Annotated in this window: 19 protein-coding genes; 12 read left to right on the top strand and 7 right to left on the bottom strand. The window is 58.8% G+C overall.

All coding sequences use genetic code 11. The features are described from left to right. Positions 1–476 precede the first annotated feature (476 nt). Together PAF18_RS15870 and PAF18_RS15865 are read left to right on the top strand one after the other, a co-directional pair. Complete coding sequence (locus tag PAF18_RS15870; protein ID WP_271118221.1) at positions 477–2,894, top strand: hypothetical protein; 2,418 nt, start codon at positions 477–479, stop codon at positions 2,892–2,894. Positions 2,895–3,758: 864 nt separating this feature from the next. Then, on the top strand, positions 3,759–4,439 hold the full coding sequence (locus PAF18_RS15865; RefSeq protein ID WP_271118220.1) for an SOS response-associated peptidase: 681 nt from the start codon (positions 3,759–3,761) through the stop codon (positions 4,437–4,439). On the opposite strand, the gene PAF18_RS15860 is transcribed toward PAF18_RS15865, so the two are convergent. Continuing rightward, positions 4,433–5,629 (bottom strand): DUF1173 family protein, encoded by a 1,197-nt coding sequence (locus PAF18_RS15860; protein WP_271118219.1) that lies wholly within the window; start codon positions 5,627–5,629, stop codon positions 4,433–4,435. The two genes, PAF18_RS15865 and PAF18_RS15860, sit on opposite strands and share 7 nt — an antisense overlap. A 72-nt stretch (positions 5,630–5,701) precedes the next feature. Between PAF18_RS15860 and PAF18_RS15855 the strand changes: the two genes are divergently transcribed. From PAF18_RS15855 to PAF18_RS15820, 8 genes are all read left to right on the top strand, one after another. Beyond that, positions 5,702–6,004, top strand: a complete 303-nt coding sequence (locus PAF18_RS15855) for a type II toxin-antitoxin system VapB family antitoxin (protein ID WP_245727362.1) — start codon at positions 5,702–5,704, stop codon at positions 6,002–6,004. Beyond that, positions 6,004–6,423, top strand: coding sequence for a type II toxin-antitoxin system VapC family toxin (locus PAF18_RS15850; RefSeq protein ID WP_271118218.1), 420 nt, complete (start codon positions 6,004–6,006; stop codon positions 6,421–6,423). Before PAF18_RS15855 ends, PAF18_RS15850 begins: the two co-directional genes overlap by 1 nt. A 50-nt stretch (positions 6,424–6,473) precedes the next feature. After that, positions 6,474–6,635: a hypothetical protein gene (locus PAF18_RS15845; protein ID WP_271118217.1), complete on the top strand. Its 162-nt coding sequence runs from the start codon at positions 6,474–6,476 to the stop codon at positions 6,633–6,635. Continuing rightward, on the top strand, positions 6,635–6,832 hold the full coding sequence (locus PAF18_RS15840; protein ID WP_271118216.1) for a hypothetical protein: 198 nt from the start codon (positions 6,635–6,637) through the stop codon (positions 6,830–6,832). The genes PAF18_RS15845 and PAF18_RS15840 overlap by 1 nt, the downstream gene beginning before the upstream one ends. Before the next feature lie 343 nt (positions 6,833–7,175). After that, a complete protein-coding gene (locus PAF18_RS15835; protein ID WP_078543004.1) occupies positions 7,176–8,837 on the top strand; it encodes a TnsB C-terminal domain-containing protein in 1,662 nt (553 codons plus the stop codon). Positions 8,838–8,842: 5 nt separating this feature from the next. Continuing rightward, entirely contained in the window at positions 8,843–9,739 is an 897-nt protein-coding gene (locus PAF18_RS15830; protein ID WP_091846272.1) for a TniB family NTP-binding protein, read from the top strand. Beyond that, positions 9,736–10,026 (top strand): TniQ family protein, encoded by a 291-nt coding sequence (locus tag PAF18_RS15825; protein WP_271118215.1) that lies wholly within the window; start codon positions 9,736–9,738, stop codon positions 10,024–10,026. Before PAF18_RS15830 ends, PAF18_RS15825 begins: the two co-directional genes overlap by 4 nt. Before the next feature lie 176 nt (positions 10,027–10,202). Further along, positions 10,203–10,775: a recombinase family protein gene (locus PAF18_RS15820; RefSeq protein ID WP_047998169.1), complete on the top strand. Its 573-nt coding sequence runs from the start codon at positions 10,203–10,205 to the stop codon at positions 10,773–10,775. A gap of 113 nt (positions 10,776–10,888) precedes the next feature. On the opposite strand, the gene PAF18_RS15815 is transcribed toward PAF18_RS15820, so the two are convergent. From PAF18_RS15815 to PAF18_RS15790, 6 genes are read right to left on the bottom strand one after another with little or no spacing between them, the layout of a single operon-like run. Then, entirely contained in the window at positions 10,889–11,482 is a 594-nt protein-coding gene (locus PAF18_RS15815; protein ID WP_271118214.1) for a class I SAM-dependent methyltransferase, read from the bottom strand. A gap of 10 nt (positions 11,483–11,492) precedes the next feature. Further along, the gene (locus tag PAF18_RS15810) at positions 11,493–11,648 is read right to left on the bottom strand and encodes a hypothetical protein (protein WP_271118213.1); all 156 of its coding nucleotides are present in this window, start codon (positions 11,646–11,648) and stop codon (positions 11,493–11,495) included. Then, complete coding sequence (gene cydB / locus PAF18_RS15805; RefSeq protein WP_271118212.1) at positions 11,648–12,679, bottom strand: cytochrome d ubiquinol oxidase subunit II; 1,032 nt, start codon at positions 12,677–12,679, stop codon at positions 11,648–11,650. The genes PAF18_RS15810 and cydB overlap by 1 nt, the downstream gene beginning before the upstream one ends. 5 nt (positions 12,680–12,684) lie before the next feature. Next, the gene (locus PAF18_RS15800; RefSeq protein ID WP_271118211.1) at positions 12,685–14,133 is read right to left on the bottom strand and encodes a cytochrome ubiquinol oxidase subunit I; all 1,449 of its coding nucleotides are present in this window, start codon (positions 14,131–14,133) and stop codon (positions 12,685–12,687) included. Between the two features lie 57 nt (positions 14,134–14,190). After that, entirely contained in the window at positions 14,191–14,622 is a 432-nt protein-coding gene (locus PAF18_RS15795; RefSeq protein WP_271118210.1) for a DsrE family protein, read from the bottom strand. A gap of 33 nt (positions 14,623–14,655) precedes the next feature. Then, the gene (locus PAF18_RS15790; RefSeq protein WP_271118241.1) at positions 14,656–15,288 is read right to left on the bottom strand and encodes a peroxiredoxin; all 633 of its coding nucleotides are present in this window, start codon (positions 15,286–15,288) and stop codon (positions 14,656–14,658) included. Between the two features lie 120 nt (positions 15,289–15,408). Here PAF18_RS15790 and PAF18_RS15785 point away from each other — a divergent pair, with 120 nt between their 5' ends. Continuing rightward, on the top strand, positions 15,409–15,879 hold the full coding sequence (locus tag PAF18_RS15785; protein WP_271118209.1) for an Rrf2 family transcriptional regulator: 471 nt from the start codon (positions 15,409–15,411) through the stop codon (positions 15,877–15,879). Further along, positions 15,876–16,541, top strand: a complete 666-nt coding sequence (locus PAF18_RS15780) for a Crp/Fnr family transcriptional regulator (protein ID WP_238373322.1) — start codon at positions 15,876–15,878, stop codon at positions 16,539–16,541. Before PAF18_RS15785 ends, PAF18_RS15780 begins: the two co-directional genes overlap by 4 nt. Positions 16,542–16,561: the final 20 nt, after the last annotated feature.

Below are 16,561 nucleotides of genomic sequence, written 5' to 3'. Positions count from 1 at the left end.
AAACCGCACCAACGGCGGTTCTGGTGAATGCTGCAGGGCAGCGCGGCACCCTCACGAACGGCGGCAAAGGGCCGGTCGTGTCATCCGGCCCCGATGGAGTGGCCAGGCGGCACGCCGCAGTGCCGCATGACCGGTTCGAGCCCTTACTGACTGCGACAGCGGCGCCCTCGTTGGCAGATGCAGGGAGGCGGGCATCGTCGTAGCCGGCCCTTTGCGGACCTTTGTGCGAGGTGTAGCTGATGACTGGAGCCAGCCCATTTCTGCCGATCACAGCTGAAGCGGCAACGTAGAGAGCCAGGCTGGTCGCGGTATCTGTCCATGATGGGCACGACTGCAGTATGCTATCAGATCAACCTGACCAGACTACGACCGATTGACACCGATGGTTGACAGATGGCACTCAAACACGCTGTTCTTTTCCGCGGACGGATAAGGGGACTTAGAAATTGCATTCCAAACATGAACTCGCCGATGGATTGCGGCAGATCAAGGAGATCTCTGAGGAGTTTCCCGAAAGCAGCAAGCATTGGAATGAGGCGCAAAATAGATTCCAATTCATTGATCGTTTGCTTTTGGAGTGCCTGGGCTGGGACCATATCTATCTGGAAGTTGAGAGCACAGACGAATCTGGCGGCAGGGCTGACTATATTCTCGGGAAGCCCCCACGGGCCGTACTAGAAGCGAAGCGCGAAGCCAAAATATGGAACATACCTCCCGGCGGAAGCCCGAACCGACCTCGCGACCTTAGATCGTTAATCGAAGCCTGCAAGAACTTTGCAGATATTGTACGTCAAGTCATTCCATACTGCTCCTACCGTGGGATCCCCGTAGCTGTTGTATCGAACGGTCGACAACTTGCTGTATTTCAGGCGATAACCGTTGGGGAGCCACCCACACATGGACAGTGTTTTTTGTTCAACGGACTAAAGGATCTCGTTGGAAGTTTCCCGCTGCTTTGGGAGCTCCTTTCCCCAGAAGGAATATCAGAGAGCCGAGCATTTCAAAGGCTTTCGCAATTGAGAAGCCCTAGAATGCCCGCGAAAGCTTCGAGCTCAATACCTGAGCCGTTCAAGCACAGGTATAGAGATGATATGCAGGAGAGTCTTCAGCTTATCGGCTCTCTTTTGCTTGAGGAGATCGAAGATAATCCGCGGACAAAAGAGGACTTCTATTCTGAGTGTTACGTCTCTCTGGAAGCAAACAACAGGCACCTTCTTCTAAGCAAGAACATTATTGAAAGAAGGTATAAAAGATCAGGAGAAGAAGCTTCATCTCCCGCACCGCTTACGGCTCCTTCGGTAAGTGATTTGCTGGAACGCGCGGCCCCTCGGATCGGCTCCCGTCCCATAGTAGTCCTAGGTGACGTTGGTGTGGGAAAATCTTCATTTTTTGAAAACCTGGAGATCAATACCGCAAAAACTTCATCGTCTAGCATCTATATAAAAATCGATCTGGGGAAAAAGGCCAATCTAACAGAAAGCGTCAAATCGTTTGTCCTCGCTGAGATTCCTCGTGTTCTTTCTGGAGGTTATGGAATTGATATTTTCGAGAGAGATTTCGTGGGAAGCATATATCATAAACGGTTGGCTGAATTTGACCGCAGCACGGCGGGCGCGTTGAAGGCAATTGACCCTCAGGCATACGAGATAGAGAAAATAAAGTTCACTCAGGGCTTAGTCGAAGCTAGAGATTCCCATCTTCATGCAAGCCTCTCCTTCCTCTCTGGAGGTCAGGCAAAGCAAATCACGCTTGTCATAGATAATGCAGACCAGCGTAGCTATCCTGTTCAACAAGAGGCGTTTCTCATAGCTCAGGAGTTGGCTGCAACAAGGAACCTCGTTGTATTCGTTGCTTTGAGGCCAAGCACTTTCCTGACATCAAAAACGACAGGTGCCCTATCTGCCTATCAAAATAAAATTCTTTCGATTTCCCCTCCCCCCATTGATGAGGTTGTCGTCAAGCGGCTAACTTTCGCCTTGAGGGTTGCTGAAGGAAAGGCTGCTCCGGCAGCACTCGACGGAATCAGACTCAACCTTAACAACGTCGCGACATTCCTCAAGGCTACGCTTCGATCAGTGAAGTCCAACGATGATATCCGCCAGTTCTTGAGCAACATCAGCGGCGGCAATACTCGCGCAGTTATTGAGATGATCACCGGATTTTGCGGCAGCTCGAACGTAGATTGCAGGAAGATAATCCAGATCGAAGAAAGGTACGGGAACTACAAAGTTCCGCTTCATGAGTTCACAAAGCACGCCCTGCTTGGGGAATATTCGTATTACAACCCGAGATCATCTCAGCTGGCGACAAATATCTTCGATATCCACTCAGCGGATTCTCGAGAGCACTTCTTGATGCCTCTAATCGTGGCCTTCCTATCCTCAAATCAGGGCGTGAGAGACAATGATGGGTTCTTCTTTGGGGAGGATATAAGAGCCGAGCTTTCTAGGAACGGCTTCGCAGATGAGCAGATTGCAGAGTCTTTGCGTCGCGCTGCTGAGGGCCGCATAATTGAGACGCCGCACTCTCATTTTCGCGAGATTCCAGTAAGCGAAGGCGTCTCACCGTTTTCGTTCAGCTATAGATCAACGTCGGTTGGATTGTATCACATCAGACATTGGTGCGGAAGCTTTCCATATCTGGACGCGACATCCACCGACACTCCAATTCTTGAGCCAGAAGCCAGGAGACTGGTCTTTGATCTCGCATCTTCATTCAATATTAATGATCGCTTCCGAAAGGCGAATGCCTTCAAGCATTACCTTTTGGAAACTTGGAACACGTCTGCCTTTCCTGTGAATTACTATGATTTCCGGGGGGTTCTAGAGGCTAACAACAAAGATTTCCTTGTGATCGAACGCCTGCAGGGAAAACCAAGAACAGGATGGCGGTAGGCTTTAGTCCTCACTTATGAGCGTGATGTCGCACACATTCCAAGAACGCGAACCACCTGCGTTTACCGTGCGATACTTGAGGAAGCCATCGGAGGTCGTGAACGCGGTGAAACAGGGAGTTCATCTATGTTTTCGCATCATGGTTCATCAAGATTCTGTTGCGAGGCATGTGGACCAGGTGCGCATCTCTGTCGTTCGTCCACGACGCAGCGAACGACCGCTCCCCGCCCGACATGTTGATCGCAGCACAACCGCGAAGGCAAGAATCGCTGCGATATTTGAGGTCTTCGCGCTTCCCGCCTTCGCTACCACTGCAGTCGCGATCTCTTTTGTCGGTGCCGAAGGGCGTGCACGTGGGTGCCGAAGCTTAATGCAAGCGGGTGCCGATCTGAGTGAGAACCAGCACCAGGGGATATGCAGCACAATTCAAGAACGGTGGTGGCCCGTTGAACTGACACAGAAAGCCTGGTCAGCAGCGCCATGGGCGGGGTGTCGCTCCGAAATGCGCCGTTGCGACTCGGCGGATGTTCGCAATATGTTCCATCAATGCCCGCCCGATCACCTTCAGGTAATCCGTTCCGAAACCCGCGCCTTAGCGATCAGGCGAGGAGCGGGATGCTGCTGACGGTGAAGTGTACGCGCTGCGGGCGCGTTGCTCGGTTTTGGGCGAAGGACCTGATTGAGGTGATCGGGCCCGACCACCAGGCCCATATCCCGCCGTTTCCCTGCGCGCGCTGCCGGACGAAGGAATGGATCAATTGGTCCTGGTCCGTCCCGTCAGCAACAGAACTGGCCGCAGGCTTGACCATAAGGCGTCCGGTCAGGAAGGTGACGCGGTGGATCTGGCGAAACGAGGACGCGTGAATGTGCAATCTGTACGCGAATACGACGGCGCAGGAGGCAATGCGGGGACTGTTCAAGGTCGCGACAGAGCGCGACCGACTCGGCAATGAACAGCCTCGCCCAGCTATCTGGCCGAAATATGATGCGCCGGTCGTGCGCATTGACGGAGACGGTGAACGTGAGCTGGTGCTGATGAAATGGGGCTTTCTGACGCCGAAGACCTCGGCGAAGACGGGAAAGCCCCTGAAGCCGGACGCCTGGAACAATGCCCGAGACGACAAGGTGGCCAGCTCGGGCCTGTGGAAGTCGTCATTTGCTGGCCGGCGGTGCCTGGTGCCGGTTTCGGCGTTCCGCGAGGCCAAGGGCAGAAATCCAGCAACGGATTTCTGGTTCGGCCTCGCAGCCGAAGCCGATGACGACCGCCCGCCCTTCGCCTTCGCTGGTCTCTGGCGCGACGGCCAGCCAGGCGTCGACGGCGAAGAGGGTGACTGGCTGACCCATACGGTTGTGACGACGGTGGCAAACGAGCTTGTCAAGCCAGTCCACCCGACGCGGATGCCGGTGATCCTCGATCCCGGCGATTACGATGCCTGGCTCGACGGATCCGAATCCGAGGCCGGAAAACTGCTTCGACCCTATCCAGCCGAAAAAATGCGGATCGTGCGACAGGGCGTCGGCATTACATCTGACAAGGATCAGTGACCGCCGCCAGCCGGGGCCGGCAAGGCGGGCATCTCGATTTCATCGGCCGGCCAGAACCACGGCTGATAAACGCCGTCCTCGGCAATATCATGCAGGGTTTCCTCGTCGTCGGCCGACAGCCCGTCTGGCGGGACATAGAGCGCGATTGGCGCGCCGGTGTCGAGCAAGAGGGCATTCGCGACCGGCGCCGACGATTGAAGATTGTATTTCAGCGACTTGGCATAGGCGCGGTCCTTCAGTGCCTCAACAAGCTGATGCTCGCGGTCGCCGTCGAACGGGATCCAGTGTTCATTGACCGTCATGCCGGCAATCTCCCGGATCTCGGCATAGTTATTGCGGATGCTGAACGTCGCAATCAGGATCAGATGCCCGTCGCCTGCAGCTTCTATGGCATGGATCTTGTCCGCAAAAAGCCTGTCGAAGCGCGCCGCCAGGTCATCGTCCATAAAAAAGGCAAAATCCGGCAGATGCTTCATCTTCAGCTTTCGGCCATATTGTGACGGCTCGATCGACTTGAACTCTGCGACGACAATACCAAGCGGGACAGGCTTGCCGCGCTGCGGGGCCAGCCCGCGCAACCAGCTGCGCCGCTCCAGGGCCAGTTCATCTCGGCGTTCGTGATTGTAGACTGGCGGCACCATAAGGACCGACGCGAAGGGCTGCGCCTTGGTCCCGGTATTCTGTGCCACCCCGGTCAACTCGCGATGGATAATCCACCAGTTCCGGCGCTGCCATTGCGGACGCCACTTTGTGAGGCCGGCGGCATCCCAGAGATAGTGAAGCGTGCCGAGCAAAGAGAGTTTCTTGGGGTTGGCGACGGCAGAGGATGCCTCAGTGTCACCGCCGGGCGCCGGTACGCTGCTGCCGCCACGCATGGATAGCGAGAAATCCAGCCGCAGCGTTGTGTCGCCGGCGTCGTCGGTGACGATTGCGGCCCCGGCGACGTGTCCGAGTCCGGACAGCTCGGGCGGCGGATCGAACGACGCGCAGCCAGGGTCGTGGGCATGGCCGGTTCCTGGCATCCGCTTCAGGTAATATTCGCCGCCAATCAGGGCGACATACATTTTCGGATGGGCAGGGCTGCACAGACAAGCAGGGCGAAGCTTCTGGCTGTGTGCCCGTTCGAGAATGGTCTGAAAGTTCGGAGCGTCTGCAGAAAATTCAAAGTCGTTAATGCGATACGATGACACTTTGTGGGTTCCTCCGGCGGCCTGTTGCCGCCGTTGTAATCAATCATCAAGCAAGTCCTGGTTGACATTCTAATGTCTGGATATACATTAAAGAATATCGGGATATACCACAAGAGATATACACCAATGCCGGGACTTTTCATCAGGGATGAAGCGGTTAACGCGCTTGCTGTGGAGGCTATGAAGCTGACCGGCGCAGATAATAAAACAGAGGCTGTTCGATCTGCTTTGAAGGCTGCCATCAACGCGGCAAAGGATCAAGTTCCTTTGCTGGAACGTCTTGAATCTGCGAGAGCTATTGCCGACAAGATCGGACCAGTAAACCCTGACTACGATGCGAAGGCAGATGCTGACGCCATGTGGGGCGAATACTGATGTTCATAGATGCGTCAGCGGTGGTGGCGATACTGAACCGCGAGCCTGGATCCGACGAATTGGCAAAACGGCTTGCTGCCAGTGACAAGCCTCCGCTGTTTTCTCCGCTCGCGCGATATGAGGCGGTTGTAAGCCTGGCCAGGTCGCGTTCAGGAAAGCACAAGGCACCCGACAGCGACCAGTTCGAGGCAGCAAAGGCTGCTGTCGATCTGTTTTTTCAGGAAGCCCGCGCTAAAAGCGTGATGATCTCAGATACCCTCGGTGTAGGCGCGCTTGCGGCTGCGCAATCCTACGGCAAGGCCGTTGGGCACGAGGCCGATCTGAATTTCGGAGACTGCTTCTCCTACGCCTGTGCAAAAGGTTATCGGGTCGCGCTTCTCTACAAAGGCAATGATTTTTCAAAGACAGATCTGGCCTGAAAGGACCATGCGGCGATGAAATCTCAACCGACTGATAGCGCTGCTTCAGAATGATCGCAGATGAGGCAACGAAACGGGATCAGGGCGCCGCAGATCAAGCGGAACTGTGGGCCAACTGGTACGGCTTCGACAGCGCGTCCGAGATGAAGAAATGGGACGATCAGGCTGAGCGCGAAAGGTTGGCAGATCTCGCCGGTAAGAGGGATGAATAATGAGTGAACTGACGCCACATATCAAATGCGATGTCGAACTGAGCGTGTCTGGGCCGGCCGAGAGGACAGTAGCCTCATGGACGGCAGCGGCCTTGCGCCGGATCGCCGACAAACTGGAGCAGTGCGAGTACGAAGACGGCCATCACGAAGTAACTGATGGATCTCGCCGCCCGATTGGCAGCTGTCGTTTTTCATAAATAGGTTCAGCACTGTCTGTTGTTTTCATTGACACGCGCTTGTCATAAAAGACTTCAATACTGCTCACCAGGCAGTTCAGTGTGTTGCAAGGCTGTCAGAGAACAGTTCAGCGCGTTGCAGGAGACAGGATCGGTCATGGACCTGGAATCCGTTCCGAAAGACGTATGGCAGAAGGCCGAGGAACGGGCGGCTGTCGTTTTTCATAAATAGGTTCAGCACTGGCCATTGTTTTCATTGACACGCGCTTGTCACAAAAGACTTCAATACTGATCGCCAAACAGTTCGGTGCGTTGCAAAACTGTCAGACACCGGTTCAGCGCGTTGCAGGAGGCAGGATCGGTCATGGACCTGGAATCCGTTCCGAAAGGCGTGTGGCAGAAGGCCGAGGAACGGGCGGCCTTGCTTCGACCACTTGCCGCGCTCCATGAAGCACCAGCGCATCTTGTCCGCGCTGCAGCGATTGATCTGAAAATTTCCGAACGTTGGGCCTACAGGCTGATCCGCCGGCTCCGTGAAGAAAACGGCGCGGTCACCGCGCTCTTGCCGCGCGATGGCCGCGGTGCTCCGCGCAAGACGCGGATCGCGGGGGATCGGGAAGCGATCATCGGTCATGTCATCGAAGGCCACTATCTCAAACGGCAGAAGGCGCGCCCCTCGGAAATCGTGAGGGCGGTTCAGGTCGAGTGCCGCAAGGCGGGGATTTCGTCTCCTAGCGAAGCCACGATCAGGCGACGGGTTAACCTGATCGACAAGGGTGTCGCGTCACGGCTTCGCGAAGATGATCCGGACACAAAGCCGATCCTCGGCGCGACCCCGATCCCGAAATACCCGCTCGACGTCGTGCAAATCGATCACACGCCGGTCGATGTCATTTTGGTCGATCCGTTCGAGCGTCTGCCAATCGGGCGGCCATATCTGACGGTTGCGATTGACGTGATGAGCCGGATGATCGCGGGCTTCCATCTTAGCCTTGATCCCCCTTCCGCCGCGAGCGTCGGCCTGTGCCTCGCCCACGTCGCTGACGATAAGAAAACCTGGATGACAGCGCGCGGCGTTACGGATGTGGAGTGGCCGATTGCGGGAAAGCCAAAGAAGATCGGCGTAGACAATGCCGGCGAGTTCCACTCGCAGGCTTTCGAGCGCGGGTGCGCGCAACATAATATCGAGATCGAATGGCGACCGCCGGGGCAACCTCAGTTCGGTGGCATTGTAGAGCGTGTGATCGGCACCCTCATGCGGCGCATTCACAAGTTGCCGGGCACGACATTTTCCAACACGGCGCAGCGCGGCGCATACGACAGCGAAAGACAGGCCTGCCTGACCCTTGAAGAACTGGAACGCTGGCTGACGGTTGCGATTTGCAAGGATTATCACCTGTCCGGGCATCGTGGGTTGGACGGGGCCACACCTCTTGCCCGGCTGAAGGAAGGTCTCGTATCCTTGAGCCGATCTGGCGGCAGCATCGCTATCCCGCGTGACATGCGCAGCTATCTGATCGACTTCCTTCCGGTTCTGCGTAGAACGTTGCAACGCGACGGATTCACCGTAGATCATATTCGCTATTTCTCGAATGCCCTGAAACCGTGGATCGTCTCGCGCGACGTCCGGACGGAGGGACATCTGATCCTGCGCCGCGACCCACGAGACCTTTCGCGTGTTTATGTTCTCGACCCTTTCGACGGTTCCTGGCTCGAAGTGCCGTATCGCACACTCTCCCGACCGTCGATCACGCTCTGGGAACATCGGGCAGCGCGACGACGTGCCCAAGAACGCAATGCGGCGACCGTGGACGAGGACAGCATTTTCACCGCCTTCGCGGAAATGCAGGAGATCGAGCGCAACGCGGCCCGGCTCTCCAAGGGTGCCCGCCGCCGTCGGTCGCGACCGGTGCTGGATCGACAATCTCCTTTGGCGAAGCAACCGGAGGCTCTCGGCCTGGGCGAGCTCGCGCAAGATCAACCGGACGCTCCACCGCAACCATTCACCGACATTGAAGAGTGGTAGGGCAGATGGACCATCTTCGACCCGAAGCCCGACGCATCGCGGAAAAGCCTGCTATCGAACGGCTCGATTGTTTCGCAACCGACCGCTGGATCGGCTATTCCCGCGCGCAGGATGCCCTGAAACGCATGGACATGCTGTTGGCGACGCAACCCGGCCGTGTTCGACCGCAGAACATGCTGGTTGTCGGGCCGAGCAACAACGGCAAATCGACCATCGCCGAGAAATTCCAGCGCCAGCACCCCCGAAGAAGTTCGGAAGAAAGGGACCGACATATCTTTCCGGTCCTGTCGGTCCAGATGATGCCGGACGTGACCGCGCCCCGTTTCTACGCACAGTTGCTTGACGCATTGGGATCACCTCTCGGGAACATCCGAAAGACCGACCGGCGCAATGCACTGACACTGAATCTCATGCGGGCATGCGGGGTGCGGCTGCTCGTCATTGACGAGTTGCACAACCTGCTTTGCGGCCCATCATCGCGGCAGCGCGAAATTTTGGGGCTCATCCGGTATCTGGGCAACGAGCTGCGTATCCCGATTGTCGCGCTTGGGACCAAGGATGCATGGCTGGCTCTCCGGTTGGACGACCAACTCGAAAACCGCTTCCAGCCCTTTTTGCTATCGATGTGGGGTGACGATGCCGAGACCGGGCGGCTGCTGGCCAGCTTCGAGACAGTGATCCCCCTGCGCGGGCGGTCCGGTCTCGGTCTGCCTGCGTTGCGCAAGGTGATTGTGGAGCGCTCGGAGGGCCTGATCGGAGAAATGCACCAGCTTCTTTCGAGCGCAGCAGCGCATGCCCTGACGGAAGGACGGGAACGCATCGAGAGAGAAGACCTGCTGGGCTGCCCTTTCCAGGCACCCTCCTACCGGCGGCAGATGATGGAACGGGAACTTCGGGCATGACGGGGGAACCCGCATGGCCGCTGCACCCGCCCCCCAAGGAGATCGAGACTTTACGGCAATATGTGCAAAGCCTAGCCCGTCTCTATGGCGTCACCTTCGAAAGCTTCTGCTATCATGCTCTCAAGATTGCGCATGCGGATGAAGAGGCCCGCTCCTTCACGCAACCCACAGAGGATGTCTTGGAGCGCCTCGCTGTCGGGCTTGGTATTCCAATCGATGAATTGCGCGGTTTCGAGGCGCGCCGTCGCCGCAATGTCGCACGCCTATACGCGGAACTCGAAGCATGAATAGCCACGCCCGAGGGCCGACAAAGATATGAGTGGGCTTTCCCGCCAAAATCGTAACATTTGGGCACACCCGTGAGGGACGCATGAATGTGACAGCAGAAAATGTCACAAATGAGTGGCGCAACAGGCATTGTGACAGTATCAGGAATATAGCCACCCTAAAGTGACATTTCTACATGCCCAAGATCGGTTACGCCCGCGTCAGCTCAACAAGTCAGGATCTCGAAATCCAGAAAGCCAAACTGAAGGCGGCAGGCTGTGAAATTGTCCGCGCCGAAACCGGCTCTGGAGCATCCCGTGACGGTCGCACCGAACTGGCAACCGTCCTGGAGTTTTTGCGTGCAGGTGACGAGCTGGTCGTGCATCGCCTCGACCGCCTTGGGCGGTCAACCCGAGACGTTCTGAATCTGGTGCATGAGTTGGATGCGAAGGGCGCGTCGTTGCGTATCCTTGAACCCGAGGTGACGACGGCCGGCGACATGGGGCGCATGGTGATCACTGTCCTCGGCATGGTCGCTGACATGGAGCTGAAGTTCATTCGCGACCGCCAACGCGCAGGGATCAACGCCGCAAAGGGCAAGGGGATCTACAAGGGGCGGCAGAAGAAGGTCGATGACGCTGAAATTCAGAGACTGGCTGCAGCGGGCACATCCAAAGCCCAGATTGCCCGAGACCTGGGGGTTTCGCGCATGACCGTATATAGAGCGCTGGATACAGGAAGTGCCAAAGCGGACGCAGACCCGGATTAGGTCCGCTGGCTGCTATGCGGACAGAGCGTGAGTTCGCTGCGGTATAAATGAACGGCCGCTTTTACCGCTTGGCTATACGCATCTGGAACATCGGTTAGAAACACGCCCGCGAGTCAGCGCTTCACCGCAACGAGATCAATCAGCGCCGACATCCCGGCATGCCCCTTCCCTTCCTCGATCTCGCAGTCGTAGGCAGCGAGGTGCAGGATCCGCATGTCGCCAAACCCTTCTCGCAGCATTTCCTCGGTGTACATGTTTTCCGCGTGGGGCGGCCCGCCGGTGCCGTAGGTGATCTGCTCGGGGCGATAGCCGTGCAGCATCAGCATGCCGCCCGGCTTGAGGGTCCGCTTTATGCCCTCGAAGATGCGCGCGCGCATCGGCGGCGGCGCGAACTGGATGAAGACCGCGACGACGGCGTCGTAGGCATTTGGCGCCCAGTCCCAGCCATCGACGTTCGAGACCTCGAAACGGACCGGAACATCACGTCCCTTGGCGAGTGCCCGCGCCTTCTCGACTGCGACGTGGGAGGCGTCGAACGCCATGACGTCGAAGCCGCGCGCGGCGAGGAAGACCGAATTCCGGCCCTCACCGTCCGCCACGACGAGGACGCGGCCCCGCTCCGGCAGATGCACCGCCTGGTCCACCAAGAAGCGGGCGGGCTCCGTTCCGAAGAGGTAGCCCGGCGCGGCGTAGCGTTCGTCCCACATTGTCAGCCCCTCATCCCAGGCCCAGCCACAGGCGGATGCCGTAGGCGACCGCGATCAGGGTTGCCACGGAGGCGATCCACAGGACGCCGAACCACATAAGCCGGGTTGTGAGGCGCCGGGGCGCCTCGTGTTCGGTCCGATGCTCGGAACGGTTCAGCTGCCGCATCAGTGATACCCCGCTTCAGGATCGACCTTCCCCCGGAATACCCAGTAAGCATAGGCCGTGTAGGCAAGGATGATCGGGATCAGGATGCCCGCACCGATGATCATGAAGAGTTGAGCTCTGTACGGGGCGGCCGCTTCCCAAAGCGTGACTTCGGTTGGCACGATGTAGGGGAACATGCAGATTCCGAGGCCCACGAAGCACAGCCCGAACATCGCCAAGGCGAGCAGGAAGGGCCAGTAGTCGTGACGATGCACGTGAAGAGCACGGAACATCAGGAATGCGAGGGCAAGAACTGCAGCTCCCACCAGCCCGGCAAGCAAGATTCGGGTGCCAGCGAACCAGCGCACGAAGTATCCTTCCTGCAGGAACGGAGTCCATAGGCTGACCACGCCGATGAATGCCACTGTAGCGACTCCCAGGATCCAGGCGCGGCTGCGCATCCGATCCTGAAGCTCGCCATCGGTCTTCATGACGAGCCAAGTCGCTCCGAGGAGCATGTAACCAACCATGACGGCCAACCCGACCGTCACCGAGAAGGGCGTCAGCCAGTCCCACCAGCCGCCCGCATAGGCGCGCGCGGTCTTGTCGATGGTGATGCCCTGGAGAAGCCCGCCGAGTGCGATGCCCTGGCTGAGTGCGGCCACCGCGGAGCCGCCGATGAAGGCGACGTCCCAGACACCGCGCCAACGCTCGGTGCGCCAGCGAAACTCGAAGGCGACCCCTCGAAAGATAAGCGCCAGCAGCATGGCGATAATTGGCGCATAGAGCGCTGGTAGGATCAGCGCGTAGGCCAGCGGGAACGCCGCAAAGAGACCTCCGCCCCCAAGAACGAGCCACGTCTCGTTCCCGTCCCAGACGGGGGCAACCGAGTTCATCATCACATCGCGATGCCGGCGATCGGGCTCTACGGCGAACAGCATCCCGAGCCCGAGGTCGAATCCGTCGAGAACCACGTAGATGAGCACGGCGAGGGCGATCAGGAAGCCCCAGACAAAGGTGAGGTCGAATGCGACCCCTTCTGCGATCGGCATTGTTCTCACTCCCCCGGCTGGACGGCGTTCGGGCGCCGCATGGTTTCCTCGATGGCCGGCGTGATGCCGGCCGTGCGAATGGGGCCCTTGGTGGCATCCTTCAGACGTGGTTCGTCGAAGACGGGCGGACGGCTCATCAGACGCAGGATGTAGAAGGTGCCAGCGCCAAACACGGCGAAGTAGACCACGATGAACGCGATGAGCGAGGTGCCGACGGCGGCTGCGTCAAGCGGCGCCGCGCTCTCAGCGGTTCGTAGCATACCGTAAACCGTATATGGTTGGCGTCCGACCTCAGTTGTGATCCATCCGGCCAAGACCGCGATCAGGCCTGAGGGTGCCATAGCCAGAGCGGCACGGTGCAGCCAAGGCGCCTCGAAAAGATGGCCTCGCCAACGCGCCCAGAGAGACCACGCCCCGATGCCCAGCATAGCAAAGCCCAAAGCGACCATCACACGGAAGGACCAGAAGACGATGCCCACCGGCGGCTGTTCGTCGTCTGGAATCGTGTCGAGCCCGTCTATCGGAGCGTTGAGATCGTGCTTGAGGATCAGCGACGACAGCTTCGGTATGCCGACGGCGTAGTCGAGGGTTTGCGCTTCGTCATTGGGGATCCCGAACAGATAGAGCGGCGCGCCCTCCGGATGGCTCTCGAAATGGCCCTCCATGGCCATGACCTTGGCGGGCTGGTGTTCCAGCGTGTTGATTCCGTGGAGATCCCCGAGGAAAATCTGTATCGGCGCCACGATGGCTGCCATCCACATCGCCATGGAGAACATTGTTCTCGTGGCTTCGGACGCCACCTCGCCCCGCCTCCGGCGACGCAAAAGGTGGAAAGCCGCCACGCCACCCACGATGAATGCCGTTGTCAGATAGGCGGCCGTCACCGTGTGCATGAGGCGATAGGGGAACGAGGGATTGAAGATGATTTCCCAGAAGTTCTCCGGCAAAAACTGGCCCGTGTCCGGGTCGATGGAGAAGCCTGCGGGCGTCTGCATCCAGCTGTTCACGCTGAGAATCCAGAAGGCCGAGAAAAACGTACCGAAGGCCACGGCCGCCGTGGCGGTCATGTGCAGGCCCGGCCCCACGCGCTCGCGCCCGAAGAGCATGATCCCGAGGAAGCCGGCCTCCAGGAAAAAGGCCGAGAGTACCTCGTAGGCCATTGGTGCGCCGATGACCGGCCCGGCCTTGTCGGAGAACACCGACCAATTTGTGCCGAACTGGTAGGACATCACGATGCCCGACACGACGCCCATGGCGAAAGCCAGCGCGAAGATCTTCACCCAGTAGCGGAAGAGATCGAGATACTTGTGGTCCTTCGTCCAGAGCCACAGCCCGTTGAGCACCGCGAGGTAGCTCGCGAGGCCGACGGTGAAGGCCGGAAAGAGAAAGTGGAAGCTCACCGTGAAGGCGAACTGAATGCGGGCCAATAGGACTGCGTCGAAGGAGGCGAGCATGAGGTGGTCTCCGGGGTTGCGGTAGGACGGGCGGCGCGGCCGCCCGCTGGGCGCGGCTTAGAAGGACAAGATGCGCGCGTTCGGCGTCAGCAGCCGCGCGGCCATTGCCGCAGGGTCAGCGGGGGTGATTCCGTCGAGCAAGACCTCGGGACCTGCGCCCTTGTTCGGCAGGTAGATCGCGCAGACCTCGACCTGGGTGCCGGTTTCCATGATCTTCTGCATCAGCCCTTGGGGGCTCATGCCCTGCGGCTCCTGCGGGGCCGTAGCCGAAGGGGGCGCGTCCCTCAAGGCCAGGTCGCCGGCCGGGCCGCAGAGCAGGATGTGTGCGTCGGCACCTTGCTGAACCGCCTGCATGGTCAAAACCATACCCATCAGCTGAGTTTGCGCGTCCTCTGAGGCGAGGACCGTCACCAACTCCGGCGCTTCCTGCGCCTGCGCGGCTCCGGCGAGACCCACCAAGGCCAGCGCCGCCAATGCGATACGTCTCATGTCGTCTCTCTCCTCTTCATCCGTGAACAATAATCAGTCTTGCACAAGCGTGGTCCGCAGGTAAGGGCGGTGTGTCGTCCAACCCTGCGGGAACAGACCCTTCGCCGCGACGTCGTCGATCGAGGGCGGGATGATGACCTCGTCGCCGGGTCGCCAGTCGGCAGGCGTGGCAATCTGGTGCCTGTCGCCCGCCTGCAGGGCATCGACTGCGCGCAGAATTTCATCGAAGTTGCGCCCGACGCTCATCGGATAGGTCATCGTCAGGCGCAGCTTCTTCTTGTTGTCGATGATGAAGACCGAGCGTACGGCAGCCGTTTCAGACTCGGCGGGATGGATCATGTCGTAGAGGCGCGCGATCTTCAGCTCGGGATCAGCGACGATCGGAAACCGCAGCGTCGTGTTCTGGGTATCGTTCACGTCGTCGATCCACTTCAGATGCTCGTCGACGGAGTCGGTGCTGAGCCCGATCGGTTTGACGCCACGCTTGTCGAATTCTGCGCTGAGCTGCGAGGTCCGGCCCATCTCGGTGGTGCAAACCGGTGTGAAGTCGCCCGGATGGCTAAAAAAGAAGGCCCAGTCGTCGCCGATCCAGTCATGAAACGAGATGGGGCCGGTCGTCGTGTCAGCGGTGAAGTCCGGGACGACGTCTCCGAGAAGCAGAGGCATGGTGTTTCCTTTCAATGAGTTTGGCCACCAATTACCGTGGAGGGGGCGCGGGCTCAGTGACATTGTCACCCAGCCTGCAAAAAGTTATACACCGAGTAGAACTTTCACCGGGAGACATAGATGAAGCTCACGGCATATTCGAATTACGCGTTCCGATCGCTTCAGCTTGCCGCGCTCAGGTCACCCGAACTTGTCCGCGTGGATGACGTGGTCAGGGTGCATGGGCTGGCCCGACCGCATATAGTGAAGATCGTGCACGAACTGGGACAGGCTGGACTTGTGGAAACAAGGCGGGGAAGAGGCGGCGGATTCAGGCTGGCACGTCCTGCGGAAGAAATCGTCGTGGGGAATGTCATCCGGCTGACCGAAGGACCGCTCGATGTGGTCGAATGCTTCAACCCTGAAAAAAACACCTGTCCGTTGATCGGCATCTGCAAGCTATCGCGGGCACTGAGCGAGGCGACGAAGGCATTCATGGCGGTGCTCGACGACCTGACGCTTGCGGATATTGCGTCGAACAAGAGCGAGCTGTTGTCCCGCATCACGCCAATAGAAGAGGGCATCGTTTGGCCATCGCGGAGGGCGCGATGAGCACTGGAGACTGGACCGAACGATTTCAGGGGACCAGAGCCCTACCGCGCGGTGTGCGGGATCGGCTGCTAAAGGTCGCGCAGATCCGCAATTATCCCAAAGGTCAGGAAGTATTCGGTCCGCGCAACATTCCCGATAGCCTGTTGTTCCTGCTGGAGGGGACGATCCGCGTCTCGCAGACTTCCGAGAACGGACGTGACATCGTGCTATACCGCGTCGATGCGGGCGAAAGCTGCGTGCTGACGACGGCCTGCATGCTGGCGGAAGAGGCTTACAACGCTGAGGGTCTGGCGGAGTCCGAGATCAGCGTCGTCGTCCTTCCGAGACCTGCCTTCGACGCCCTCGTTGCCGATGAAGCGGCCTTTCGCAATTTCGTGTTCGCAGCCTATTCGCGGCGGCTGATCGACCTTCTGCGCGTTGTGGACGATGTCGCGTTCGGCCGGATCGACGTTCGGCTCGCCGAGCGCCTCCTCGCCCTGGTAGGCGGCGACAGGGAGATCGCGGCGACCCATGCGCAGATCGCAACCGAACTGGGAACGGCGCGAGAAGTCATCTCGCGCGTGCTGCACGATTTCCAGAAGCGCGGCTTCATCGCCCAATCGCGCGGACGAATCGAGCTCACCAACAAGCCGGCCCTGCGGGAGCTTGCCGACAGCGCATAGCTGATCGCCGAAGAAAAATC

Source organism: Paracoccus sediminicola, from assembly GCF_027912835.1.
GTDB classification, from domain to species: Bacteria; Pseudomonadota; Alphaproteobacteria; order Rhodobacterales; family Rhodobacteraceae; genus Paracoccus; species Paracoccus sediminicola.
The sequence above is the reverse complement of the archived record's forward strand: the minus strand, read 5'-3'. Positions and strand labels throughout refer to the sequence as shown.

Excerpts from the sequence above, each read along its gene's own strand:
- PAF18_RS15865 (WP_271118220.1), top strand. The coding sequence starts at position 3,759 with ATGTGCAATCTGTACGCGAATACGACGGCGCAGGAGGCAATGCGGGGA.
- PAF18_RS15855 (WP_245727362.1), top strand. The coding sequence starts at position 5,702 with ATGTCTGGATATACATTAAAGAATATCGGGATATACCACAAGAGATAT.
- PAF18_RS15850 (WP_271118218.1), top strand. The coding sequence starts at position 6,004 with ATGTTCATAGATGCGTCAGCGGTGGTGGCGATACTGAACCGCGAGCCT.
- PAF18_RS15845 (WP_271118217.1), top strand. The coding sequence starts at position 6,474 with ATGATCGCAGATGAGGCAACGAAACGGGATCAGGGCGCCGCAGATCAA.
- PAF18_RS15840 (WP_271118216.1), top strand. The coding sequence starts at position 6,635 with ATGAGTGAACTGACGCCACATATCAAATGCGATGTCGAACTGAGCGTG.
- PAF18_RS15835 (WP_078543004.1), top strand. The coding sequence starts at position 7,176 with ATGGACCTGGAATCCGTTCCGAAAGGCGTGTGGCAGAAGGCCGAGGAA.
- PAF18_RS15830 (WP_091846272.1), top strand. The coding sequence starts at position 8,843 with ATGGACCATCTTCGACCCGAAGCCCGACGCATCGCGGAAAAGCCTGCT.
- PAF18_RS15825 (WP_271118215.1), top strand. The coding sequence starts at position 9,736 with ATGACGGGGGAACCCGCATGGCCGCTGCACCCGCCCCCCAAGGAGATC.
- PAF18_RS15820 (WP_047998169.1), top strand. The coding sequence starts at position 10,203 with ATGCCCAAGATCGGTTACGCCCGCGTCAGCTCAACAAGTCAGGATCTC.
- PAF18_RS15815 (WP_271118214.1), bottom strand. The coding sequence starts at position 11,482 with ATGTGGGACGAACGCTACGCCGCGCCGGGCTACCTCTTCGGAACGGAG.
- PAF18_RS15810 (WP_271118213.1), bottom strand. The coding sequence starts at position 11,648 with ATGCGGCAGCTGAACCGTTCCGAGCATCGGACCGAACACGAGGCGCCC.
- cydB (WP_271118212.1), bottom strand. The coding sequence starts at position 12,679 with ATGCCGATCGCAGAAGGGGTCGCATTCGACCTCACCTTTGTCTGGGGC.
- PAF18_RS15800 (WP_271118211.1), bottom strand. The coding sequence starts at position 14,133 with ATGCTCGCCTCCTTCGACGCAGTCCTATTGGCCCGCATTCAGTTCGCC.
- PAF18_RS15795 (WP_271118210.1), bottom strand. The coding sequence starts at position 14,622 with ATGAGACGTATCGCATTGGCGGCGCTGGCCTTGGTGGGTCTCGCCGGA.
- PAF18_RS15790 (WP_271118241.1), bottom strand. The coding sequence starts at position 15,288 with ATGCCTCTGCTTCTCGGAGACGTCGTCCCGGACTTCACCGCTGACACG.
- PAF18_RS15785 (WP_271118209.1), top strand. The coding sequence starts at position 15,409 with ATGAAGCTCACGGCATATTCGAATTACGCGTTCCGATCGCTTCAGCTT.
- PAF18_RS15780 (WP_238373322.1), top strand. The coding sequence starts at position 15,876 with ATGAGCACTGGAGACTGGACCGAACGATTTCAGGGGACCAGAGCCCTA.